Annotated in this window: 27 protein-coding genes, 3 tRNA genes and 1 rRNA gene; 17 read left to right on the top strand and 14 right to left on the bottom strand. The window is 28.9% G+C overall.

Annotated elements, in window-relative coordinates; translation table 4 throughout:
- Positions 1–189: 189 nt before the first annotated feature.
- The 7 genes from U5U50_RS00385 to U5U50_RS00355 all read right to left on the bottom strand — a co-directional run bounded on the left by U5U50_RS00385 (position 190) and on the right by U5U50_RS00355 (position 6997).
- A 16S ribosomal RNA gene (locus tag U5U50_RS00385) occupies positions 190–1700 on the bottom strand.
- Between the two features lie 228 nt (positions 1701–1928).
- Entirely contained in the window at positions 1929–2756 is an 828-nt protein-coding gene (locus U5U50_RS00380) for a TIGR00282 family metallophosphoesterase (RefSeq protein ID WP_324672873.1), read from the bottom strand.
- Between the two features lie 42 nt (positions 2757–2798).
- Positions 2799–3812 (bottom strand): recombinase RecA, encoded by a 1014-nt coding sequence (gene recA, locus U5U50_RS00375; protein ID WP_324672872.1) that lies wholly within the window; start codon positions 3810–3812, stop codon positions 2799–2801.
- Between the two features lie 203 nt (positions 3813–4015).
- Positions 4016–4282 carry a 30S ribosomal protein S15 gene (gene rpsO / locus U5U50_RS00370; RefSeq protein ID WP_324672870.1) on the bottom strand — a complete coding sequence of 89 codons (267 nt, stop codon included), beginning with the start codon at positions 4280–4282 and terminating at the stop codon, positions 4016–4018.
- A gap of 199 nt (positions 4283–4481) precedes the next feature.
- Complete coding sequence (locus U5U50_RS00365) at positions 4482–5339, bottom strand: FAD synthase (RefSeq protein WP_324672869.1); 858 nt, start codon at positions 5337–5339, stop codon at positions 4482–4484.
- A gap of 1 nt (position 5340) precedes the next feature.
- Positions 5341–6156, bottom strand: coding sequence for a YcsE-related riboflavin metabolism phosphatase (locus U5U50_RS00360; protein ID WP_324672867.1), 816 nt, complete (start codon positions 6154–6156; stop codon positions 5341–5343).
- Positions 6137–6997 (bottom strand): hypothetical protein, encoded by an 861-nt coding sequence (locus U5U50_RS00355; RefSeq protein WP_324672865.1) that lies wholly within the window; start codon positions 6995–6997, stop codon positions 6137–6139. The genes U5U50_RS00360 and U5U50_RS00355 overlap by 20 nt, the downstream gene beginning before the upstream one ends.
- Before the next feature lie 104 nt (positions 6998–7101).
- Here U5U50_RS00355 and gmk point away from each other — a divergent pair, with 104 nt between their 5' ends.
- From gmk to tig, 15 genes are all read left to right on the top strand, one after another.
- The gene (gene gmk / locus U5U50_RS00350) at positions 7102–7704 is read left to right on the top strand and encodes a guanylate kinase (RefSeq protein WP_324672863.1); all 603 of its coding nucleotides are present in this window, start codon (positions 7102–7104) and stop codon (positions 7702–7704) included.
- Positions 7697–8464 (top strand): PP2C family serine/threonine-protein phosphatase, encoded by a 768-nt coding sequence (locus U5U50_RS00345; RefSeq protein ID WP_324672861.1) that lies wholly within the window; start codon positions 7697–7699, stop codon positions 8462–8464. Before gmk ends, U5U50_RS00345 begins: the two co-directional genes overlap by 8 nt.
- Positions 8457–9461 carry a serine/threonine-protein kinase gene (locus U5U50_RS00340; protein ID WP_324672859.1) on the top strand — a complete coding sequence of 335 codons (1005 nt, stop codon included), beginning with the start codon at positions 8457–8459 and terminating at the stop codon, positions 9459–9461. The genes U5U50_RS00345 and U5U50_RS00340 overlap by 8 nt, the downstream gene beginning before the upstream one ends.
- Positions 9461–10318, top strand: a complete 858-nt coding sequence (rsgA, locus tag U5U50_RS00335) for a ribosome small subunit-dependent GTPase A (RefSeq protein WP_324672857.1) — start codon at positions 9461–9463, stop codon at positions 10316–10318. Before U5U50_RS00340 ends, rsgA begins: the two co-directional genes overlap by 1 nt.
- Positions 10296–10982, top strand: a complete 687-nt coding sequence (locus U5U50_RS00330) for a ribulose-phosphate 3-epimerase (protein ID WP_324672855.1) — start codon at positions 10296–10298, stop codon at positions 10980–10982. Before rsgA ends, U5U50_RS00330 begins: the two co-directional genes overlap by 23 nt.
- Before the next feature lie 121 nt (positions 10983–11103).
- Positions 11104–11187 (top strand) — tRNA-Tyr (locus tag U5U50_RS00325).
- A gap of 4 nt (positions 11188–11191) precedes the next feature.
- Positions 11192–11266 (top strand) — tRNA-Gln (locus U5U50_RS00320).
- 141 nt (positions 11267–11407) lie between these two features.
- Positions 11408–12853, top strand: coding sequence for a proline--tRNA ligase (gene proS / locus U5U50_RS00315; RefSeq protein ID WP_324672853.1), 1446 nt, complete (start codon positions 11408–11410; stop codon positions 12851–12853).
- A gap of 277 nt (positions 12854–13130) precedes the next feature.
- Positions 13131–13448 carry an MG284/MPN403 family protein gene (locus U5U50_RS00310; RefSeq protein WP_324672851.1) on the top strand — a complete coding sequence of 106 codons (318 nt, stop codon included), beginning with the start codon at positions 13131–13133 and terminating at the stop codon, positions 13446–13448.
- A 61-nt stretch (positions 13449–13509) separates the two neighbouring features.
- The gene (locus U5U50_RS00305; RefSeq protein ID WP_416383404.1) at positions 13510–14682 is read left to right on the top strand and encodes an MHO_1580 family protein; all 1173 of its coding nucleotides are present in this window, start codon (positions 13510–13512) and stop codon (positions 14680–14682) included.
- The gene (locus U5U50_RS00300; protein WP_324672848.1) at positions 14642–15100 is read left to right on the top strand and encodes an MHO_1590 family protein; all 459 of its coding nucleotides are present in this window, start codon (positions 14642–14644) and stop codon (positions 15098–15100) included. The genes U5U50_RS00305 and U5U50_RS00300 overlap by 41 nt, the downstream gene beginning before the upstream one ends.
- Before the next feature lie 14 nt (positions 15101–15114).
- Positions 15115–15336 carry a phosphopantetheine-binding protein gene (locus U5U50_RS00295; RefSeq protein ID WP_324672845.1) on the top strand — a complete coding sequence of 74 codons (222 nt, stop codon included), beginning with the start codon at positions 15115–15117 and terminating at the stop codon, positions 15334–15336.
- Positions 15337–15355: 19 nt separating this feature from the next.
- Positions 15356–15430 (top strand) — tRNA-Trp (locus tag U5U50_RS00290).
- 45 nt (positions 15431–15475) lie between these two features.
- Complete coding sequence (locus U5U50_RS00285; protein WP_324672843.1) at positions 15476–16471, top strand: NAD(P)H-dependent glycerol-3-phosphate dehydrogenase; 996 nt, start codon at positions 15476–15478, stop codon at positions 16469–16471.
- 88 nt (positions 16472–16559) lie between these two features.
- Entirely contained in the window at positions 16560–17861 is a 1302-nt protein-coding gene (gene tig, locus U5U50_RS00280) for a trigger factor (RefSeq protein ID WP_324672841.1), read from the top strand.
- A gap of 357 nt (positions 17862–18218) precedes the next feature.
- Here tig and tsaD read toward each other — a convergent pair whose 3' ends face one another.
- From tsaD to U5U50_RS00260, 4 genes are read right to left on the bottom strand one after another with little or no spacing between them, the layout of a single operon-like run.
- Entirely contained in the window at positions 18219–19166 is a 948-nt protein-coding gene (tsaD, locus tag U5U50_RS00275) for a tRNA (adenosine(37)-N6)-threonylcarbamoyltransferase complex transferase subunit TsaD (RefSeq protein ID WP_324672839.1), read from the bottom strand.
- Complete coding sequence (gene tsaB / locus U5U50_RS00270; protein ID WP_324672837.1) at positions 19166–19699, bottom strand: tRNA (adenosine(37)-N6)-threonylcarbamoyltransferase complex dimerization subunit type 1 TsaB; 534 nt, start codon at positions 19697–19699, stop codon at positions 19166–19168. Before tsaB ends, tsaD begins: the two co-directional genes overlap by 1 nt.
- Complete coding sequence (gene tsaE, locus U5U50_RS00265; protein ID WP_324672834.1) at positions 19699–20094, bottom strand: tRNA (adenosine(37)-N6)-threonylcarbamoyltransferase complex ATPase subunit type 1 TsaE; 396 nt, start codon at positions 20092–20094, stop codon at positions 19699–19701. The genes tsaB and tsaE overlap by 1 nt, the downstream gene beginning before the upstream one ends.
- Position 20095: 1 nt before the next feature.
- Positions 20096–20947, bottom strand: coding sequence for a DegV family protein (locus tag U5U50_RS00260; RefSeq protein WP_324672832.1), 852 nt, complete (start codon positions 20945–20947; stop codon positions 20096–20098).
- A gap of 37 nt (positions 20948–20984) precedes the next feature.
- On the opposite strand from U5U50_RS00260, the gene tapR reads away from it, so the two are divergent.
- Positions 20985–21569, top strand: coding sequence for a TyrS-associated PheT N-terminal domain-related protein TapR (gene tapR, locus U5U50_RS00255; RefSeq protein ID WP_324672830.1), 585 nt, complete (start codon positions 20985–20987; stop codon positions 21567–21569).
- Between the two features lies 1 nt (position 21570).
- Positions 21571–22803, top strand: coding sequence for a tyrosine--tRNA ligase (gene tyrS / locus U5U50_RS00250; protein WP_324672828.1), 1233 nt, complete (start codon positions 21571–21573; stop codon positions 22801–22803).
- Between the two features lie 35 nt (positions 22804–22838).
- Here tyrS and U5U50_RS00245 read toward each other — a convergent pair whose 3' ends face one another.
- Genes U5U50_RS00245 through U5U50_RS00235 form a run of 3 tightly spaced genes read right to left on the bottom strand, consistent with a single transcriptional unit; the run spans position 22839 to position 25296 of the window.
- Entirely contained in the window at positions 22839–23387 is a 549-nt protein-coding gene (locus tag U5U50_RS00245; RefSeq protein ID WP_324672825.1) for a SprT-like domain-containing protein, read from the bottom strand.
- Between the two features lie 24 nt (positions 23388–23411).
- The gene (locus tag U5U50_RS00240; protein ID WP_324672823.1) at positions 23412–24362 is read right to left on the bottom strand and encodes a hypothetical protein; all 951 of its coding nucleotides are present in this window, start codon (positions 24360–24362) and stop codon (positions 23412–23414) included.
- Entirely contained in the window at positions 24355–25296 is a 942-nt protein-coding gene (locus tag U5U50_RS00235; RefSeq protein WP_324672821.1) for an RluA family pseudouridine synthase, read from the bottom strand. The genes U5U50_RS00240 and U5U50_RS00235 overlap by 8 nt, the downstream gene beginning before the upstream one ends.
- Between the last annotated feature and the right edge of the window lie 100 nt (positions 25297–25396).

Raw genomic sequence — 25396 nt, 5'->3', positions numbered from 1 at the left:
TCGGTATCCAAAACAAATTGACTTTAATTTATTTTTGATGTCGTTGTTATATTAATATCTTTATATAACTATTCAGTTTTCAAAGAACATTAGAGAGAAATTCTCTCAAAACTAGATATATCATGACAAAAATTATCGTAATAAAAAGATTTAGAATAGCAATATAAAATTGCTGATTGTACTCCGTAGAAAGGAGGTGATCCATCCCCACGTTCTCGTAGGGATACCTTGTTACGACTTCACCCCAGTCACCAGTCCTGCCTTAGGCGGTCGTCTCCGTAGTTGACATAACCGACTTCGGGCATTACCAGCTCCCATGGTGTGACGGGCGGTGTGTACAAGACCCGAGAACGTATTCACCGTAGCGTAGCTGATCTACGATTACTAGCGATTCCGACTTCATGTAGTCGAGTTGCAGACTACAATCCGAACTGAGAATGGTTTTTTGAGATTTGCTCCACGTCGCCGTATTGCTTCTCTTTGTACCATCCATTGTAGCACGTGTGTTGCCCCACTCGTAAGAGGCATGATGATTTGACGTCGTCCCCACCTTCCTCCCAGTTACCCGGGCAGTTTCCTTCAGATCATCTAACTAAGGACAAGGGTTGCGCTCGTTGCAGGACTTAACCGAACATCTCACGACACGAGCTGACGACAACCATGCACCATCTGTCATTCCGTTAACCTCTACTATATCTCTATAGCTTTGCGGAAGATGTCAAGAGTGGGTAAGGTTCTACGCGTATCTTCAAATTAAACCACATGCTCCACCGCTTGTGCGGATCCCCGTCAATTCCTTTAAGTTTCACTCTTGCGAGCATACTACTCAGGTGGATGATTTAATGCGTTAGCTGCGCCAATAGCTTCATCACTATTAGCTAATCATCATCGTTTACGGCGTGGACTACCAGGGTATCTAATCCTGTTTGCTCCCCACGCTTTCGTCTCTCAGTGTCAATATGCACCCAGTTAACTGCCTTCGCCATGTTGGTGTTCTTCCTTATATCTACGCATTTCACCGCTTCACAAGGAATTCCGTTAACCTCTATGCAATTCTAGCATGCCAGTATCCAACGCGATTTGGGGTTGAGCCCCAAGTTTTGACGTCAGACTTAACATACAACCTACAGACGCTTTACACCCAATAATTCCGGATAACGCTTGCAACCTATGTATTACCGCGGCTGCTGGCACATAGTTAGCCGTTGCTTTCTGATTTAGTACTGTCAAGATAATAGCATTTCCTCTACTATTTTTCATCCTAAATAACAGCAGTTTACAACCCGAAGGCCTTCATCCTGCACGCTGTGTCGCTCCATCAAACTTTCGTCCATTGTGGAAAATTCCCTACTGCTGCCTCCCGTAGGAGTCTGGGCCGTATCTCAGTCCCAGTGTGACGGTTCAGTCTCTCAACCCCGTTAAACATCATAGCCTTGGTAGGCCATTACCCTACCAACTAGCTAATGTTACGCACCCCAATCCTTTAGTGAAGCTTTAAGGCTCCTTTTATATATAGAACATGCGCTCCATATAAGTATCCGGTATTAGCGATAATTTCTCATCGTTATCCCAATCTAAAGGGCATGTTAAGTACGTGTTACTCACCCATTCGCCGCTAAGTTCAAAGAACTTCGCTCGACATGCATGTATTAGGCACACAGCCAGCGTTCATCCTGAGCCAGGATCAAACTCTCGAAAAAAATTGACTTGTCATGTCTTGTATATATCTAGTTTTCAAAGAACTTCTTTGCTATCAAAAGCATGAATATTATAACACTAAATTAATTTCTCAAAATTTTTTTTAATTTTTTTAATGTTGAATAAAAAAACACAACTAGTTAATAAATACTAGTTGTGCTTCTTAATAATTAGCTATCTGAAATTTTATTCTCAGTCTACTTTTATTACCCCTCTAAAATTGACTTATTTTAAATTTCTATATTATATATATTTATTGGTTTTATTGTATTCTCTCTTTTAGTGTTTAATTCAATAATTACAGCATTTAACTGTGTGTTATTTTCACTGACAGTAAATTTCTCCCTACTGTTATATCTCATTTTTTTATAAACTTCCTCAAAGTTTGCGCCGATTGCCGCATTCATAGGACCAACCATACCTACATCAGTAATATATGCAGTTCCTTTTGGTAAGATCCTATAATCATTAGTTTGAACATGTGTATGTGTTCCGACTAGTGCATCGACAACTCCATCTAAATATAGACCCAGTACATTTTTCTCACTTGTTGTTTCAGCATGGAAATCAACAAAATTAAAGTCTACAAATTCTTCTTGCATAATAGAATCCATAGCATCAAAAAAGTTATTTGCACTTTCTTGTTCTCATGGACTAAGTAGATTATTAAAAGTTATTCCCAACAAACTAATAACTCTTAGTTTGGAATTTTTAACTTTAAATATCTTAGCCCCACTTCCTTGATAGCCTCTATCTATATTTAATGGTCTAATTATATTATTCTCATTTTCTAATAGTTCATAAATTTCCTCATTAGCTCATACATGGTTTCCCATAGTAAATGCATTTATCCCTAATTCTGAAAGTTTTAAATAATCTGTTTTATTAAGGCCTTTTCTTCCAGAAATGTTTTCCCCTTGAGCAATGATAAAATCTATTTTGTATTTTTCTTTTAAAGTTTGGATATATTTTTCTACAGTTTTAATTCCTGGTTCTCCAAAAATATCTCCAAAAAATAGTATTCGAATTTTCTTATTTCTTTGCTTAGTCAAGTTCATATAGCAATTATATGACTAACAAATTAAATATTTAACTTATTTTTAACATTTAATTTTAGTTAAAATTGCTTCTCTTAACTCATTGTCATTTTCAATATAATCGCGCATATTTTTCTTTCCTTGAGCTATATTTTTGCCATTATAGCTATATCAAGAACCTTTTTTCTCAATTATTTTTTCTTCGACTGCGACATCAACAAGTTCTGAAAACTTATCAATACCTTTCGAAAATATCAATTCGCTCTGAGCAGATGTATAAGGGGCTGATAATTTATTTTTAACGACCTTGAATCTAATTTCAGTTCCTGCATTTGATTTTCCATCTGTAATAATCGTTCCTTTCCTTACTTCAACTCTTATACTTGAATAAAATTTAAGAGCACGTCCTCCCGGAGTTGTTTCTGGACTACCAAAAATAACTCCTATTTTTTCCCTCATTTGATTTATAAATAAGATTGTTGTCTTATTCTTATTTGAATTTGCTGTTATTTTTCTAAGTGCTTTTGACATTAATCTTGCTTGAGCACCAATTTGTTGATCACCCATTTCTCCATTTAATTCAGCTTCTGGAACTAATGCAGCAACACTATCGATCACAATCAAGTCAATGAATCCTGATTTAGCTAGTGTATCGACAATTTCTAACGCTTGTTCTCCTGAACTTGGTTGAGATAAAATTAATTTGTCTAGTTGAACACCAATTCTTTTAGCATATTCAGGATCTATTGATTGTTCTGCATCTATAAATGCAGCTAAACCTCCATTCTTTTGAACTTCAGCTATAGTATGTAGTGCTAAAGTTGTTTTACCACTACTTTCAGGACCATAGATTTCAATAATCTTCCCTTGTGGAAAACCACCTATACCTAAGGCTCTGTCTAGAACATAGCTACCACTATGTATAGTTTGTATATTTATTTCAGGTTTCTCACCTAAAATCATTATTGAATCATTACCAAACTTTTTTTCGATTTCATTTAAAACTGATTTTGCATTTTTCATTAATGTTGCATAATCAGGAATCAGAATGGTTGTTTCGATTTCTGTTAAATTCATTTTTTCACCTCCCAATCTAATTACACAACTTTTTTAAGAAAATTTATCACTCATTCCAAAACTGAACTAAAAAAGAACCACAAGCATCATAGTATAAATTTCCGATTAACTTTGATGACTTGTAGTTCTTTTTTTATAATAACTGCAATAAAATAAAAAATTAAAACTTTTTGGTTAAATGTGAAAAAATTTTAAAAAATCAATTATTTACGAATATTTAAAGCTTCAATCACTTCGTTGTATTTTTCAAAATTTGTTTCTTTTAAATGTTTTAAAAGAACTTTACGATGTGAAATTTTTGCTAAGAAACCTCTTCTAGAATGATTATCTTTTGGGTTGTTAGCAAAGTGAGGTTTTAAAAGTTCGATATCTTCTGTTAAGATAGCGATTTGAACCGCTATATTTCCAGTGTCTTTAGAATTTTTACCGAATTTTTCAGTTAATTCTAATTTTCTTTGTTTTGAAACCATAATATCTCCTTTGAATTTGAAATTATTATGTTTATAACCCAGATGTTTTATATATCAAAACTCCGAGCTATAAATTTGTGTTTTATATGAAAAAATCTGATATTTCCTAGTATCTGTAAGTTTTATTTAATAATTATATATTGCAATTATTTTTAATTATATAACTTTTTGATTAAATTGTTCTAATTCTAAATCTAATTTAATAATTAAATAATATTTCTTTAGATTTTGCAATATCAGTGTCACTTAAAAATGCTTCATATTCATTTTTAATTAATTTAACTACTCTTTTGAATTCAATAACTATTTGACTATCTGCTAAATCTTCAAGTTCGAAGTTAAATAAATCTAAATAAACTGAATGATCCAAATCAATTAATATGCTTGCATATATTACTAAATCTTCAAAATAAATCACACCTGAATATACACCTGGATGAATGTTTACTAAATTTGCAGATTTTGTGATTATTAAATCAGAATTGACATTACAACTGATTGCATAATTGAAAACTAATAATGAATTAACAAAATCTAAATCACCAAACTCTATGCTTTCTTTTAGTTTCGATGTACTGATTTTTACATCTGCAATTTTCTGAGTTCGCTCAGTAATAAATGAATAATTTTGATTTAAAGTATTTTCATTTTTTACAAGTTCAAAATTATAACCTGCTTGATGACCGTATTTATAATCTTCACCAGATATAAATGTAACTTTTTTATTTTGACCCAATTTATTTAAAAATAAAATTCCATCTCAATTTCTGATCGTTTCAAAATCAAGTTCAATAATTGAATCTAAATCCAATTGAGTAAGCTGCATATATTTAGCATTTTTATCTGTAAAACTAGTTCCATTATCTTTTGGCAGTAATTTGTCAGAATTAAAACAAACTAAAATAACTCTGCTATCTTCATTTTGTTTTTTTAATTCAATAGCCTTTTTATAGAGTTGATAATGTCCTAAATGAAATGAATTAAATTCACCTAAAAGAAAAATATCATTATCTTTTGCCTCAAAATCAGATAAATTATAGATTAATAAATCTTTCATATTAAATTAAACCTAATTCTTTTAATTTTAAATATGCTCCATCGTATTCTGCATCTAACATAATTTCATCAGCATATTTTTTAACGCTGTTACTTGCAGTCTCTGTAGTTACACCAATATAAGCTTTTTGTAACATATCAACATCATTTGCTCCGTCACCAAAGGCAATTAGGTTTTCTTGCAATGTGAAACCAAGTTTTTCACACAACACTTCTAAAGCAGTACTTTTCATACAGTTTTTTGGACTAATGAAAATTCCATTACTTCAAGTTGAAGACACTTCCATTGATAAATCGTTATCTTCGATGAATTTTTGCATTTCTTTACCTAATATTTTTGCATCAGGTGTCTTAATTGTAATCATATATAAATCATCATTTGATAGTTCTTTTTCATCAAAATCATAATAATTAGTCATAAACGGTCTAATAAATCAAGATCTTAAATCCATCGTAGGCGACTTAAAAACTTTATCAAAATCAGTTACTGCAAATGCAACAATTTTATCTTTGTACGCATTATAAAACTTGATAACATCTTCTTTAAGAAGAGTATTTTTGTAAATAAATTTGTCAGTTTTAGGATCATAAATAAATGATCCATTTGCTCCTATAAAGTAATTTGGTTGAAGAACTTTTAAAAAATCCCCAATTGTTGCAAATTCTCTTGCTGTAGCTAAAACTGAAACAATTCCATTTTGTTTTAATAATGAAAAAATTTTTCTTGTATTTAATGAAAATTCTCTGATTCCTTTAGCTAATAATGTCCCATCAATATCAAATGCAGCTACTTTAATATTATCTTTGATTGTTTTCATATGAATTTATCCTTTCAATCGAAACTTTCTTAGGTTTAAAAATACCTTTTATTACTTGTCCAATGGCTCAAACTTCATTTTCATTTGGTGAATAAAGTAGGTAATCACCATCTTCTTTTTCAACTTTAAATTCGTTACCATTTTTAATGAATTTAAAAATTTCATTATTTGAAATCATTTTTTTTAGATTTAATAATTTATCAATTTCAATTTGTTCATAGTATTCTTCAGATAAGTTATCGACATAAATATTTCCACAGCTTACTCTTTTTAAATAAGTCATTACACAATTTGTTTCTGCTTTTTGCGCTGTATCAACTAAAACACTTCTAACGTAGGCACCTTCAGAAACTTTTAATTCAACTGTTGCTTCTTGAGTTTGCTCATCAAAGTCAATCAAATTGTAAGCAAATATTTCTATTGGTTGTTTTCTTAATTGAACTTCCTTTTGCTCTCTTGCAAACTGATATGCTTTCTTACCATTTATCTTTTTTGCACTATATATAGGTGGTATTTGAAATTTTAATGTTTTAACGTACTCCATTGCTTCAAGAAATTCTTGTTTTCTAATAGGTTTATTATTTAGCATTTCAACCTTACCATCAACATCATACGTATCGCTTTTATAATTGAATTTGCATTTTGCTATATAGGTTTTAGTTTTGTCAGCAATATAAGGCAACAATTTAGTTTCAAAATCTGTTGCAAAAATTATTAAACCGCTTGCTAATGGGTCTAAAATTCCAGAATGGCCTATTTTTTTGGCGCCCAATTCTTTTTGTAAACCTCTAATAGTTCTATTTGAAAAATCACCACTTTTTTTATGATATTTGTAAAACATAATGCACCTACTTTTAGTATTTAAATTTTATAAGAAAAAATAATATTAATTTAATATTATTTGCAAAGTTATTCAATGACAAAAGTGCTATAATACTTTCAACTATGAATGCATCTAAGAATCCAATTATTATTTTCACTGGACCTAGTGGTGTAGGAAAAGGGACAGTTGAAAGATTATTATTCGAATACGATGAGTTAAACTTATCGTTATCTTGTTCTGCTACAACAAGACTTCCTAGAGAAGGGGAATTAGATGGTATTCATTATTATTTCATTGATAGAGATAGATTCAGAGACAAAATTAAAAGTAGAAAGTTTCTTGAATTTTCTTACCATTTAGATAATTATTATGGAACTTTATATTCTGAGTTAGATAAGATTCATAAAAAACATAAAGTGCCTATGTTAGAAATAGAAACAAATGGTGCTAAACAAGTTATTAAAAAGTTCACTCAAGATACAAGAGAAGCTGATAGATATCACTTGATAACTATATTTTTAGCTCCACCATCAGTTGATGATTTAAGAAAAAGAATTTTAAACCGTGGTTCTGAAAATCCACAAACTCTTAAGAGTAGACTTAAAAAAGCTGAAGAAGAAATTGCTGATTCACGCATTTTCCAATATATCGTTGTAAATGATGTTCCTGAAAGAGCGGCAGAAGAAATCAGAAGTATTCTACATAAGGAGCTTGGAATTGAGTAGTTTCTATTTTGAATCATTACAAGGTATTAGACCTAAAAACGATGATAGAGTAGCTGTATTCGAAAATGATACAGCTTATTTATCAATTCTATGTGATGGAATCGGTGGACAACCACATGGTGATACGGCTGCTCAAACAATAATTTCGAGATTTAAAACAGAATTCGAAAGCATTGCAACTCTTAATTCAACTATTGCTATTGAATATTTTATAAAAAACACATTCGACAAAGTTCATAAAGATTTTTACAACTTAATCAAAGAAGATCCATCAAAATTTACAATGGGTTCAACTTGTGTTGGATATTATTTTTCTAAATTGTTAAATTCACTTGTTATTTTTAACATCGGTGACAGTAGATGTTATTTATTAACTAAAAAATCTAAAAAAACAGAACTTAAGTTAATGACAAGAGATCACAACTTATTAAATAAACTTGCTGAAGAAAATAAAGATTCATCAACTTTTTCAGATAGCTATTTAAGATTGCTTGTTAATGCTATTAGTTATAATAACAAAAAACATTTTGATGTTGACTTATTTGTTTTAGATCCAAAATCATTAGATATTATTGAGTGAATTTTATTAACTTCAGATGGTATTCACGAATTTGTTTCAACTTCAAAAATTGAAAATATTTTAACATCAACTAATTATCCCGAAGAGGCTACTAAAAAGATAGTTTCAGAGGCACAAAAGAATAAATCAAGTGATAATATGAGTATGGTTTTACAAAGATTGAGAGGTAGAAATGAGTAAATCAAATGAACAAATTAATTTAAATCCTCAATCTAATATTTATAAAAAATATGATGTTCAAAGAATTCTTGGAACAGGAGGGATGGGAACTGTTTTTTTAGCTACATTCAAGAATGATAAAAACAAAAAAGTAGCAATTAAATATTTAAATAATATTTTTAATGAAACTGAAGCTAAAAGATTTGAAGATGAAGCTAAATTACTTTCAAAAGTAAAATCTAAGTACTTACCAAGTTTTTATGAGCATCATAAAAGTTCATCTGAAGAATACTATGTTATGGAATATATTAGTGGCTTGACATTGCACGACCACATTCGAAAACATACATCCTTAAGTGCTAAAAAAGCAAGATCATACATTATGGAAATCGCTGAAGGAATAGGTGAACTTCATGCGCACGGAATTATTCACAGGGACATAAAAAGCCAAAATATCATAATTACTAATGACCAGAAAATTAAAATCCTAGACCTTGGTATTTCATTAACCCCTGAATCACAAAGATTAACAAGAGAAAATGCAGTTATTTGTAGCCCATATTATGCAGCACCTGAATACTCAATTAAAAACCACAAAATAACAAAAGCTGTTGATATTTATGCTTTAGGTGTTTTATTGTTTGAAATGTTGACAGGAACTTATCCATACAAAAGCGAACACGAGCACCAAACAATAACATTGCATTATAAAGGTACGTTTCCATCAGCCAGAAACTTTACCGACATCCCTCAAGCATTGGATAATGTTATCTTGAAAGCTACAGCTAAAAAACCTGCAGATAGATATGAAACTGTTTTTGAATTTAAAAAAGCGCTCAGCGAATCGCTTGATCCATCAAAAATGTTTGAGACACCATTGAAACCTAGCAAAGCTAAACAAAAGAAAAAACTTAGCAATATTATTAACAGCAATCCTTTCCTAATTACAATGATTGTTATTATTCTTGTAATAATTCTTGCTGTAGTTTTATGATTCACAATTTGAGGTAACAATTAATGATTTACAAAGTCACAAAAATTGTTGCAGGAATTTATACATTGCAAAATAATCAAGACGAGATTTTAAATATACCTGCAGCAGGTAAATTAAGATACCAAAATCAAACACCTATTGTCGGAGATAATGTTTTAGTTGAGAATAATCAATTAAAGGAAATCTTAGAAAGAAAAAATGAATTCATAAGGCCCAAAGTTGCAAACATTGATCAAATGATTGTTGTAATGTCTGTTAAGGACCCACAATTTCAATTTTTTTTAGTTGATAAATATCTTGCGATTATTGAATTTAAAAAAATTAAGCCAGTCATCTTTTTAACCAAGGCCGATTTGGATTCTGAATACTCTAGAAAAATTTATGAATATTACTCAAATATGGGTTATAAAGTATTTTTAATCGATAATCTAAAACCATCAAGCTACATAAATGAAGTCAAACAAATATTTAAAGACAAATATTCTGTTTTTATGGGTCAAAGTGGTGTTGGAAAAACAACAACTATCAATAATTTGGGTCAATTTAGCTTTGACACTCAAGAAATTTCTAAGGCACTAGGAAGAGGAAAACATACAACAAGAGTTGTGTCCATAATCCCTTTTAATGATGGTTATTTTATTGATACGCCCGGTTTTTCATCCTTAAATTTGGATTTAACAGCAGTTGAATTAGCACAAAGTTTTGAAACGTTTTATGAGTTATCAAAACTTTGCAAATTCAGAAACTGCTTGCACATAAGCGAAAAAGTTCAAGACTGTGCTATTAAGCAACAAATTAACACTAAGCTAGTTCCTTTAAAACGTTATGAAAATTATGTAAAATTAAATCAAGAAATTAATGAAAATAAAAGAGGATTTTAATATGACAAAATATGTAACACCAAGTTTATTAAATGTTGAAAAAGAAAACAGATTAGCAATGGCTAATACATTGGTAGAAAATGGTATCAAATGAATTCACTATGATGTTATGGATGGAAAATTTGTTCCTAACACAGCTATTCAAGTAGAAGAAATTGAAAACATCAATAAAAATGGTTTAAAACACCTTAAAGATGCTCATTTAATGGTCGTTAACCCTTATGATTATGTAGACCAAGTTAAAGATGTAGTTGATATTATCACATTCCACTTTGAAGCTATCAAAGATGATCTTAAAAAATTTGATGAATTTTTAACTCAAAAATATGACGAATTAAAAATCGGTTTAGCAATCAAACCATCTACATTAGTTGATGAAATTAAGCCATTTTTAGATAGATTAGCTCTTGTTTTAGTTATGTCCGTAGAACCAGGTGCTGGAGGGCAAAAATTTATGCCATCTGCGTTAGAGAAAATTGCTTACTTAAAAGATTTGAAAATTGAAAATGGTTACGAATACTTAATTCAAGTTGACGGAGGAATTAACAATATAACTGGACCAGAAGCTTTTAAAGCAGGTGCTGATGCATGTGTCGCAGGAACATACATTATTGTTGAACCAACAAAAGAAAGAATTCAATCAGTTTTAGGACACCATAGATAATTTTAGAAATTAGCAACAATTGTTGCTTTTTCTTTTATATTTTTTCGCTCTTATATAACCAAATAAAAAACATTTTTTTATTTTAAAAATATTTTTTTTGTTTTATAATATTGATGTGTTTGGGGGGATAGCAAAGCGGCCAAATGCGGGTGGCTGTAACCCACTTTCTTCGGATTCGGGGGTTCGAATCCCTCTCCCCCCACCATTATTGCCCCATAGCCAAGCGGTAAGGCAGTGGGTTTTGGTTCCACGATGCGTTAGTTCGAATCTAACTGGGGCAGCCATATCACCGAAAGGTGTTTTTTTATTGCCTTTTTACATTACTTTTTTATTAAAAATGCAATTTTTAAATAAAAATAGTTTAAATTTGTGCTTTTTGAATTTTAGCCTCTTAAATTTATCTTTTGTGCTAAAATTTAAAAACTATGAATAATAACAAACAATTAGACAAAATTACACCATTAGAAGAAGACTTCACTCAATGATATACAGACGTTGTTCAAAACGGAAAATTAATGATGTACGGACCTACAAAAGGTACAATGTTTTTACTTCCTAACTCATATGGAATTTGAGAACTAATTCAAGAAAGTTTAAATAAAGCATTCAAAGAAAAAAATGTTCAAAATGTTAACTTACCATTATTAATTCCTGAATCACTTTTCAACAAAGAAAAAGAACACATTGATGGATTCAATCCTGAACTTGCTACAGTTACAATGGCCGGTAATAAAAAGTTAGATGAGAAACTTTTTATTAGACCTACATCAGAAGTTTTATTTGCACACTTATTTAAAAATTCAATTCAATCATATAAAGATTTACCAATGATCTACAACCAATGAGTAAGTGTTATTAGATGAGAAAAAACAACCAGACCATTTTTAAGATCTAGAGAATTCTTATGACAAGAAGGGCATACAGCTCATTCATCATCACTGGAAGCTAGAACTCTTTCAAAAGAAATGATTAAAGTGTATTCTAAATTCCTTAAAAAATACCTTGCTATTCCTACTATTATAGGCAAAAAAACACCAAATGAAAAATTTGCAGGTGCATGTACTACTTGAACAATTGAAGCTATGATGAAAAATGGATATGCTCTTCAAGCGGGAACTAGTCACTATTTAGCTCAAAACTTCTCAAAACCTTTTGAAATTCTTTTTAAAAATGAAAAGAATGAATTTGAAAACGTTTATCAAACTTCATGAGGTTGCACAACTAGATTAATTGGTGCAGTTATTATGACACATGGTGACAATAGAGGAATTATCATCCCTCCTTATGTTGCTCCAGTTCAAATTGATATTTTAGAATTATTTGCAAACAAGAATCCACAAATTCATGAATTGGCTAAAAAACTTTTTGCTGACCTTTCAAGAAAATTCCGTGTTAGATTAGATGATACTGATAAAAATCCAGGTTTCAAAGCTTCTAACTCAGAAATCCAAGGGGTGCCATTAAGAATTGAACTTGGACCTAAAGATTTAGAAAACAATCAAGTTACAATCGTTAGAAGAGATACTCTTGAAAAATCACAAGTAGCAATTAAAGATGTTAAAAATGTTGTTTCAAACTTATTAAAACAAATTCATGATAATTTATATGAACAAGCAGAACAAAGATTAATTAGCAATCAAGAATACGTTTATAACTACGAAGATTTCAAATTAAAAATAGTTGAAAACAAGTTTGTTATTGCTCCATTTTGCTGTGATGGAAATGTTGAAGATCAAATCAAAGAAGATACTGGTGCAACAGCAAGATGCATTCCTCTTTCTTTAGATAAACCAATCAAGGATGTTGAATGTTTTTGAGAGGGTTGTGATAAGAAAACAAGTAGATATGTGGTCTTTGCAAAGGCATATTAAAAATGATGTTCTACATCATTTTTTTATATTCTATTTTTTCATTAAATGCAAACAAAGCAATACCTTTGTTCTTTTTTAGTGTTTTTTTGATCAAAATCAATAATTTTTTTTACAAAATAAGTGTGAAAGGAGGAAAAATATGGCCAAAAATATTCAAAAAATAACTACATATATAAATTTATTAAACGGAGAAAACATGCAACAAAATCTATTAACCGAAGCACAAGAAAAAGCATTATATGCTTAAGAGTGCGCAGTAATCAATAATATATTTAAATTGAGAGATATTTTTATTAAGAATCTTAAAAGTAAAATAGTTAATTTAGAAACTATTTTAAGACACAAAAATGATCCTGAGGTTTCTAAACAACTCGAGATTGAAACTAACAAACTCAAGAAAGACTCTTCATTAGTCGGATTAGTTTTATCATTGATGAAAATTCAAAATTCTTGAATAATCAACAAAATGTATTGTGATGAAGAAACAAGATATAACAAAGAATGATATACTGATTATTTCTCAAAAACCACATTTTACAAGAGGAAAAGAGAGGCTATCAAAGAGTTTATAGAAATCTACTTTAACTATGTATAACATTGTGTCCATACACAATCAGGATACTTATATTGCTGAATAAAGAGACTTCAAAGTAAACATATTAAATGGTGGCAATCTGAGAAATTTTGATACAAGTAATTTTGATTTACCATTTATTATTAGTATAGATAGAATTTTATCAAATGGATATACAGATATCAGTTTTGGATTTAAAGATAAAATCAATACACCCTTCACTGAAGCTCTTAGATACCTTCTAAAAAGAAGATTTAATATAAACATTTTAAATAATAAATTTACTATTAAAGCTTATGTTTTTGTTAATATGGAACAAAAAGCTGAATTTAGTACTGATGATTTTGGTCTTAGTAATTTCAAAAGATTAAATTTCATTGAGTTAAATACACCATTCAATAAATTAAATTCAATCTTCATTAAGTTTACGTTTACATCCAAAGTTCTGGGAATTGAGGAAGAATTATTTAAGGAATATCAGGTAATTTTTGGGAATGAAATTAAGAATTCACAACAAATATCTCCACAAAATTTATTATTTAAAATCAAAATACCTTACTCATATGTTTTTAATTTTTCTGAAAATTCAACTTACTGAACTAAAAAGTACTATCACAATATCATTTTAGAATTGCCAAAAATTAATAATACAAATCAATTCACGAATTTATTGAAAATTACACAATTCAATGATAAAAAAGATAATTTGATGCCTGGAGAAAATAATAAAAATACAGATATGCAAATTAGTGTCAATGAAGTTCATATAAATAATTTTTTATCCAAAAATGAAAAAATTAATTTGCATTTAGAAAAGGAAAATGATGATAATATTTATCACTCTGGACTAATTGAAAATAATTATTATCATAAGGTAGTAAGGATAGATGACTATTTAACTACTAATGAATCAGATGTGACAATTAACAAAATTCCAGGTTTAATACCTAGTAAATCCTTAAAAATTCCATATCAATATAGTGGTCTATTAACTTTCAAATTTCCAATTTCCACACCTTATTTCAATTTTGATTTCATCAAAACTTTTGATATCAAACCCACTCAACTTTACGAAAGTAATGCAGATAAAAGATTGAGAATTACTTATTTTGATGATGACAATCCTAAAGTTACATATCGCTTCGTAATCGATTTAAAGGATTCAATCAAAATAATTAAAGAAGAATTTTTCAACTTCAATGAGTTCATTTTAGATGAACAGGCAAAGAAAAAACTTAATCAAAAAAATCAGTAAAGTTGTACTTATTTGTGTTGGTGGTGCTTTAATAGGGACTGGAGCATACTTTCTACATAGAAACTTATCAGAAAATAGAAAACAGTTTGAAGAAGTTCCTGGCAAAAGATGAAAAAGAATTGATGGAAAAATCAAAAATTATTACGATTACAAAGAAGAAGAGAATTCCTGATTTTTCCCGACATTAGAGACAAAATATTTTGAAAAATTTGTAAAAGTTGATGAATATGGATTTAAATACATTGATGAAGACATTATTAAATCTGTAATTCACGACGTAATCAGAAGATTTCCTACAAAATATGGTTCAATTTTGTTTGATTATAAAATTATCAATAAAAATCAAATTTTTATTTACATGAAGCACATTAATGAAGACAAAGTAAAAACTAAAACTTACTTAATAGAGCTTAAATAATATATAATTAAGCTATGAATTCAAATATTAAAGACTTAGTTTTTAGTGAACTTAAAAAAATATCTAAAAACAAAAACATCACAGAAGACTCTAATATTAGGGAACTTGCAGTTGACTCTCTGGATCTAGCTGAATTAATTTTTGATGCCGAAGAAAGATTAGGAATTACAATTTCTGACGATGAATTAAGAGATGTAAAAACAGTTAAAGATGTTATTAGGATTTTAGATAAATAATATATAATATAGATGGCTTAGGAGTATAGTTCAACGGTAGAACAACGGGCTTCAACCCCGTGTGTTGTGGGTTCGAATCCTGCTACTCCTGCCATTTTTTATACTCTTTTTTTATATTAAATAAAGTAAAATTAGTAATATGAAAGAAAAAATTAAATTCGGTGTGCTAGGGACTGGAGCATTCGGTTCTGCATTAGCAAATATTTTAATTGAGAATAATTTTCCAGTAATGATGTATGGAATTAATGAACAAGAAATTAGCGATATTAACGATGGATATAATCGCAAATTTTTTGGCGAGATTCCATTTAAAAACTCTAATCTTATTTCAGCAACAAATGATTTAGGTTACTTTTACGAAAATGTAAACACGGTTATTTTAGCTGTTCCATCAGTTGCAGTTGGTGCAATTTTAAAACAATCAGCTGAAGTGCTTGGAAATAGAAAAATTAGCATTATTAACTTATCAAAAGGTCTTGAACCTGAAACAAAACAATTCTTTTCAGACTATATAACTGCTGCATTTGGCAAGAATCTTGAAAATCTTGCATCAATTATGGGTCCATCATTTGCAATTGAAGTTTTTGAAAAAAAACTTACGATGGTTAACATTGTTGGGACAAATTCAAAATTCAACCAAGAAGTTGCACAATACTTTAATAATTCACATTTTTACGTAAAACCATATAACGATATTAAGGGAGCTGAAGTTTTTGCTGCTCTTAAAAATGTTTTAGCTATTGGATTAGGAATAGCATCAGTTTTATATCCAGGTCAAAATTCACACGCCGGGCTCCTTACATTAGGGACTTATGAAATCTTCAAAATATATAAAACCATGTTCCCTAATGAGAAAGATACAATTGGTTACAATTTTGCAGCTATGGGGGATATTTTCTTAACGTGTTCATCACCTACAAGCAGAAATTTTAGCTTTGGTATTAATGTTGCAAAAGTAGGTGTTAAGGAAGCTTCAGCAACACAAAACGTAACTACAGAAGGTTATGATACTGCAATAACATTGCAAAAAATAATTCGAGAATATAACATTAAAGATATCCCATTTTTACAAGGAATTATTGATGTTTTATTTAATGACAAAGACCCAAAAGTTATTTTAGATTCAATAATTTAAGCATGCTCTGGCATGTTTATTTTTTACACCCTTAATTTTTAATATAGTGTAAAATATTATTAATTTATTAATAATATTGGAGGTAACCATGATTACACATACAAAAGATAAGAAAAAATCAGAAGTTGTTGTTAAAGTTAAAATTAATCAAGCAGATTTTGATAAAAAATTAAAAGAATTTACAGACAAATTAGCTAAAAAAGTTAAAGTTAAAGGTTACAGACCAGGAAAAGCTCCTAAAGCTGAAATCGAAAAATATGTAGACCACAGAGCTGCATTTACTGATACAGTTAACTCATTTAGCAACGAAAATCTTCCAGCTGTTTTTGAATATGCTACAAAAAACAAAATTAAAGCAGCTAGATACCCAATGTTAGACTTACAAAAAGATGGCGAAGATCTTTACTTAGTTTACATTTTTGTTGAAGAACCGGATTTTGCAGTTGAACCTAAAAAATTAAAATTAGACTACAAATCAATTAAAGTAGCTAAAAAAGATATTGACGATATGAAGAAAGATATCCAAGAAAAATTATCTGTTAATGAAGAAATTACAGATAAAAAAGATAAAACAAAACTTGGGGACACAGTAAACATTAACTTCAAAGGATTTATTGACAACGCACCATTTGAAGGTGGAGAAGCTGAAAACTACGATTTAAAATTAGGTTCAAAAACATTTATTCCAGGATTTGAAGACCAACTTCTTGGCAAATCAGTAGGATGAAAAGGTGATGTAGTTGTTACATTCCCGGCTGATTACTTCGTTAAGGGATACCAAAACAAAGAATCAGTATTCCAAGTTTCAATTAACTCAATCAAGAGATTAAAATTATTCGAATTTACAGATGAAAATGTTAAATTACTTGGTGATCCTAAAATCACAGATCTTAAATCGCTTGAAAAAGAACTTAAAAACAATGTTTTCATTAAAAAATTCTTCTCAAACGTTGATTCATTCTATCTTTCATTAATTGAACAAACAATCAAATTAGCAAAGGTTAACTTGCATCCATCATTCGTGGAAGAAAGACTTGGATTATTAAAATCTGAATTCGAAAAACAATTAAAACAATTTGGAATGAAGAAAACTGAGTACTTACAATTAATCAAATCATCAGAAGCTGATTTAGAACAAGAATTTGTGAAACAAGCTACAAAAGATGTTGAAAACGCTAAAGCTATTCAATACTGAGTTGCTAAATATCCAGTTAATGCTTCAGAAGAGCAAATCGCAGAATTTACATCAAAAATCGAATCCTTTGGATTTGATAAATCTGTAGCAAACAACTTAATTATCTCAGCATTAAGAATGTCATTAATTTTAGCTGACGTAAACTCAGAAGCTGCAGCTGACTTAGAAAGTGACTTTACAAAAATTACAAAATAATACTTTTAATGATTAACTAGCTCATTTAAATAATATGAGTTAGTTTTTTTAGCCCTTGTGCACTATGAAATAAGTAAATTAAAAAATGAACAATTTATATTGTTCATTTTGAAATTTCGTTACCATTTGCATCTTTTTGTTTTCCACAAACAGCTAAAATGAAGTCAACAAATGGCCAAATTTCCAAATCATCATCCTACCAAAACTTTTAAATAAATCTAATCTGATTCTTCCAGCATAGAATCTATCTACTCCAAATGCTCTAAAGAAGAATGATAATAAAGTTAAAGTAATCTGCTTTTTAGTGATACTGAATTCATAAATACCTTCTAATTAATCTATAAATTTAATTATAAATTATTTAAAAGTCTTTTTATTTTTTTGGGAAAAAGCTAGATAGGCAACTTGAGCTATCATAGCACCATTATCTGTTGCATATTTTAATGATGGAACGATAGTGTTTTTATGCAATTTACAAAACTCTTCTCTTAGGTAAGAGTTAGCAGAAACTCCACCACCTAAAACTAAAGTTTTAACATCATATTTCTCTAATGCTGCTTTAGTTTTACTAATCAAGTAGTCAATAGCTGTTTTTTGAAAAGAAACAGCAAGTTCTTCCTTGTTAAGTTCTTCATTTTTCATTTGAGCTTTGTTAACTTTATTTAAAACTTGTGTTTTAAGACCGCTAAATGAAAAATCTAATTCATTATCTGTGTGTGGAAATGTTAATTTTGTAAATTCACCATCATATTCTTTGAAAAGCTTATCAATAATTGGTCCACCAGGAAAACCTAGACCTAATCTTGATGAAACCTTATCGAAAGCTTCTCCAACAGCGTCATCAAGTGTCTCTCCGACGATTTTCAAATCATCTACATCTTTAGCACAAATTAATTGCGTATGTCCACCAGAAACTAATAAACATAATGCAGGGAATACAATTTCGTTAGTTAATGTGGCTGATAAAAAGTGACCAACAAGGTGATTGACAGGTACTAAAGGTTTATTTATTGCTAGTGCAAAAGCACTTGCAAATAAACAACCAACTTGTAACGTTCCTATTAAACCAGGTTCTTTCGTGTAAGCAATATAATCAAAAGAATTTGGATCATATTTTTGCAATATTAATTCTTGAATAAGTGCAATATTTTTAACATGCTCACGTGAAGCTATTTCAGGAATGGTTCCTCCGAACTCTTTAAAAATATCAATTTGTGATATAGTTCATAAATCTAAAACTTTTCCATCTTCTAAGACTGCTAAAGATGTGTCATCATGGGAAGTTTCAATACCTAAAATTCTCATTAGTTTACACCTCCAATTTGAGGTTGTTTAATATATAAAGGTTCTACGCTCATAGTGTTTTCTTCTTTGAATTTATCTTTAAAATCTTTGAAGCTATCAATCATCTTTTTATAATCTACTTTGTCTACTTCTATTGAATCCTTATCAACTATTTGAATGGTGTTTTTATCATAAAAATATACTTTTGAACCTTGTGCGTCTATATAGAAGTTTTCTTTATTAGGACTTAATGTTTCTAAAATTTCAAATGTATTTATTGTAAAGAGAGGTTTTTTAAATAAAAGAGCAAAAGTTCTAAAGTAAACTAAAGAACTTCTTACGCCAGTGAAAAAACCTGGGCCCTTGTTTATATAAAAGTTATTAATTTTATCTACTGTTAAATTATTTTTACTCAATAATAGTTGAAATTGTTCGGTTATTAACTGAACTTTTTTCTTATAACCTTCTAATAAAACAAAGTCAACAACATTGAAATCTTTATCAAAAAAAACTAAAATAAAGTCCTCTGTTGCTGTATCTAAATAAACATTCATTATTTAACCTCTACAATTTCAAAAACATGTTTTTCATCTTCATTAATATATGCATTAATTTTTACATAATGTGTAAAATCTAAATTTTGCAAGTTAGCTCATTCAATAACAACTAAATTATCATCAAAATAATCTTCAAACTCATCAATCGAAGATTTAAAGTTATATAAATCAATATGAATTAGACCATCATAGTCTTTCATATATGAAAAACTTGGTGACGTAATCTTCTCTTTTATACCTATTTTTTTACCTAATAATTTAGTAAAAGTAGTTTTTCCAGCTCCTAAATCACCTGATAATAATAAAAATTGTTTCTCTTTAAATAGTTCAAAATTTTGATTTATAAAAAGTTCTAAGTCTTGCAGACTAGAACAAACGATTTTTTTTAGCATTCTATAATGTACTAATTTTTTCTTCAGTTAAGTTTTTTGATAATTGAACTACAACAATAGTTTCAGGCCCTGTATGAACTGAAATGCAGTTAGGTAATAATGCTGTGAAAACTCTATTTTTCCCCTTGCTTTTTATATAATCAACAACATCTTTTAAGTCACTTGAATTTGAATGGATAATTAAGATATCTTTATTGTTATCCTTTAATTTAACATCGATATTCTTGTAAATTGTTTTTAAGAATACTAAACCTTTTCCTTCTTTTTCTAATTTCCCTTTATAGAAACTCACAATAGGAATGATTCTAAGCAATCTAGCAACAACAGCTGCAGCAGGTGTTAATCTTCCTCCTTTTAATAAGTATTCATTGTGTTTAGGAAAAATTGAAACTTTTTGTTTCTCATCTCATTGTTCAATTTCTTTAATTGCTTTATCAAGATCAGTTCCATTTTTGATTAATTCAACAAAATCTCAAACTTGAAGTGTGATTAATGATGCAACAAAAATTGACTCAATAACTCTTAATTTTGGATATGATGATTCAAGAACCTTTAAGTTTTGATATTGACTTGATAAATGCTTTGAAATAGGGAAAATAACAACATAATCGTGCGTTTTTGATAACTCACTAATTAAATCTTCTGCTATTCCGATTGGTGTTGCTGAAGTTTTATAAGTTTTTGTATCTAAATTAAAATAAGTGAAAAAATCTTCTGGTGTTAAGTCAATACCATCATTGTATGTTTTTCCATCTAATTCAATTCTTAAAGGGAGATAAAATCATCCTAAATCTTCAGCTTGTTTTTTATTTAATCCTGAAGCTGAATCTACTACTATAGCTACGTTTTTCATAAATTCAATTATATTAAATTTATGTATAATTTTGTTTATGATATTGTTTAATAATTTGAATAAATCATTCTCAAATGTATCTATTATTTTTGTTGATAGTAGAGTTTCGAAAACTCAACAAATACAACTTAATAATATGATTATTTTCTCAGATGATAATAAAAAAATACATTCTATAAATTTACTTGATAATAAGCTTCTTGATATTGAACCTAGTTCGAAATTTGGTGCATTAAATGCAGAACAAATTACAAAATTATCTTCAGTTTTAGTTAAAAATGGTTTTGCTTTAGAAAATGAATCTAAAATCATTTACGGTTTAATTACGAAAAGAGAAAATCACCCTAAAAGTGAAAAGTTATTTGTTCTAGAAGTTTTAATTAATAAAGAAACAAATCAACATATTCAATTAGTAACAAACACATTAGATTCTCAAGAAGGTAAAGTTATTGTTTTATCATTACCAGGAGCAACTGTTTTCAATGGTCTAGAAGTCTTAGAAGGTGAAATGCTTAATGTAAAAAGTTACGGAATGATATCAGGATACAGAACTTTAGGAATCGATAGAGAAGAATTAATTTTTGGAACAAACGAACAAATTGGAAAGGATTTTGAATTTTAAAATGAATGTACTTAAAGAATTAAGATACCGTGGTATTTTAAAGGCCATTAGTAATGAGGAAAAATTCAACTCACTTCCAGAAGGTGTTGGAGTTTACTGTGGTTTTGACCCAACGGCAACAAGTTTACACTTAGGAAATTATATTCAAATTGCTAACTTATTAAGATTTAAACAAGCAGGTTTTACAATTTATGCAATTCTAGGTGGAGCTACAGGAATGATCGGCGATCCTTCTTTCAAAGATTCTGAAAGACAACTTCTTGATGATGTTACTGTTCTAGAAAATAAAAATAAAATTAAAGCACAACTTGAATCATACGGTTTAACCGTTGTAGATAACTATGATTTTTACAAAGATATGAATATTTTAGAATTTCTTAGATCTGTAGGTAAATTAGTAAATATTTCATATATGCTTGCTAAAGATTCAGTTGCTTCTAGAATTGAAAAAGGATTAAGTTTTACCGAATTCACTTACCAATTAATTCAAGGTTGAGACTTTGCTACTTTATACAAAGATAAAAATATTTGCATTCAATTCGGCGGTTCAGATCAATGAGGAAATATCACAACTGGTTTAGATATGATTTCTACATTGTACGGAAACAATCATAAAGCAGTCGCAATTACAGCTAACTTATTAACTGATGCAAATGGAAATAAATTTGGTAAATCAACAGGTGGTGGTAGTTTATGATTAGATACATCAAAAACAAAACCATTTGTTATGTATCAATTCTTATTAAATCAACCTGATAGTGAAGTTGAAAAATTACTTAAATGATTAACATTTTTATCATTAAAGCAAATTGAACAAATTATTGAAAAACATAAAGAGAACCCTTCATTAAGATATGCTCAAAAAGAGCTTGCTTATGCAGTTATTTCCGACGTTCACTCTAGTGCTGAAGCTAAAAAAGCAAAATTAATTTCAGAAATATTGTTTAATAAAAATTTAGATTTATCAAATTATTCAACACAAGAAATATCTGATATTTATGAAGATATTAACCATTTTGAATTAGTTAAAGACCAAAATTTAATTAATCAACTTATTGAAAATAACATTATTAAATCAAAACGTGAAGCTAGAGAGTTTATTACAAATAATTCAATTAAACTCAATTTAGAACCAGTAAATGAAGACAGCGTTTTAAATTCAAATTTATGAAATAACAAATTTGCACTTCTTCACGTTGGTAAGAAAAATATTTACTTAATCAAAATTAAATAGAAATGAAAAATTCTCATCAGTTGATGAGAATTTTCTTATACCTTTGAGGTTCTGCTCAAAATTGGATGATAATGAGCTTGAATCTTTTCTTTTAAATCAGGTAAATAACGAACTAATTCTTTTTTAAAAGTTTTATCATGTTTAATAAAACCTACTGCATGCAATAATTCGTGAACCACAGTTTCTTTAATAAAATATTCATCGATTAAATATAATCTCTCATTGAACATTATTAAAAATTGTTTTTTAGGATCTGATGATCTAATTACACATCTTCCTCAATATGATTTTGATTTCTTTAACTCCCATCTTCACCTTTTGTCAATGTTCATTATTTGTGAATATTCATCAAAGTATTTCTGAATAATTATTGAAATTTGTTCTCTTGCAAACCTCAATAATAATGGTTTTATTGTTCTTTCAGACCTACAACGTATTGATTTTGTTACTTTCTCGCTTGAGTCAAATATGTAAAGATAATTATTAGGAAGTAATTTGTAAGTGTATCTTTCCCCTAATAAAACGAATCAATCTTTATCGACTGAAATTTCATTTTCAGCAAGTAATTTATGTGTATAAACCATAATTAAAGATAAAGAAAATGCCTATTAAGCATTTTCTTTATTATGTTCCTCTTTAGCTTGTTTTGTGTAATTAAAAATTAGTTCAGCTAATTTATCTTTAGGCATTTCTTGATATCCACTAATACCTAATAATTCAGCCATTTTGAATAATTGCTCATTTGGAATTTCTAAAAGTTTTTTGATTGCAGTTTCTTTTTGAACATCTGCTTGAATTTTTTCTTCTTCTGGTAAATCTTTCTTTTCTGAATCAGTAGCATCTGCTGATTTGTTTTGATTTTTGAAAATATCATTTAAGTTTGCACCGTTAGCAAATCCTGAAAATAAATCAGAAATACCATTTGGGTTATTTTTAAATAACTCTTGCATTTTAGCAGTCATAGCAAGTGTTTCTTCTTCCATTTTAATTGAGTAGAACATCTTAATAATAAATATAACTTTTTTAGCAGGAATTAATCAGTTAATAATTGTTAATGCAGTTATAACAACATCAATAACAACAATTGCAATTACAATATTTGGTAAACCTGATTGATTAAATGTGCCGCTAAAAATGTACTTAAATAATGTAAAAACACTAAATAGCCCTACAATTGTTGATAATAAGATTGGCCATCTATTGAAATTAAGATAAGTTTTTTCCTTACGAACTTTGTTAAAAGAAATAATTATTACAATTGCAGCAGCACAAAAAATAATTATGTAAAAAATTTGATTTATTATGTAGAAAATGAATAAACTTTTACTTTCATTTGTGACCTTAATTACATTATCACTTGATAAATTTGTGGTTTCAGGTTTTAAAAATGTATTGTGTCCAATTGTCACGATTAAGAAACCAGCCAACGTTAATGCAGCAATTAATGTGATTGAAGCAAATAAAAGTCAAACTCAACTAGCAAATGTTTTTTGTCCTTTTTCATACAATTCATCTGCTTTACGATATTTTAGAAAATCTCTTAAATTTCATTTAAACATTCAATACCTCCTTTATTCCATCTTCTTTTATAAATTCATCAAAGTTAAAATCAGCTGCATCAAAGTCGTGTGGTGGTTTTGAATAAAACACCATTTCTTTTCCAGTCATAGGATGATGTAATTCTAATTTATAAGCATGTAATCTTTGTCCATTTTCATCAACATACTTGTTGTAAACAGGATCTCCATAAATTGGATTTTTAATATATGCCATATGCACTCTGATTTGATGAGTTCTTCCTGTCTCAAGTTCGCATTTTACAAGTGATTTAGGTAAGTTCTCAATGTAAAATGTTTTTAATAAAGTAACGTGAGTAGTTGCTGGTTTAGCATTAATATCAGTTACTTCCATTTTCAGTCTGTCTTTAGCATTTCTACCAATAGGTAAAACTAATTTAAGTTTTTTACTTTCTAATACACCATCACAAATTGCTAAATATGAACGCTTAATTTCGTGAGTAGCGAATAACTCAGAAAGTTTATTATGAACTTCATTTGTCTTTGCAATAACTAATAAACCACTTGTGTCTTTGTCAATTCTATGAACGATACCTGGTCTAAGCAGTCCATTTTGATCTGATAAATTATTTTTAAAATGATATAAAAGTCCATTCACTAATGTGTCTTCATAATGACCCGGAGCCGGGTGAACTGTCATGCCAGTAGGTTTATTAATGACACATAAATATTCGTCATCATAAACAATATCTAAATCCATTTGTTTGGGAACTACTTTAATTTCCTTATCAAGTACTCTTGAAATTTTAATTACTTGACCTTCTCTAACCATAAATTTAGGTTTATTAATCAAAACATCATCAACTGTTACAACTCTCTCATCAATAAGTTGCTTAATATCATTACGTGATATTTCAGTATTATTTGAAATATATTTATCAATTCTTTCAGGATATTTAACTACTAATTCAATCATAAATTCAATTATATATTTTTTATAGATTTTATTTGTATTTACTAATAAATATTTATTTATTAGTACGTTTGAGAAAAGCATATAAAAAGTTTTTAATGTT

It is taken from the genome of Mycoplasma sp. 888 (assembly GCF_035609225.1).
Lineage (GTDB): Bacteria > Bacillota_I > Bacilli_A > Mycoplasmatales > Metamycoplasmataceae > Mycoplasmopsis.
The sequence above is the reverse complement of the archived record's forward strand: the minus strand, read 5'-3'. Positions and strand labels throughout refer to the sequence as shown.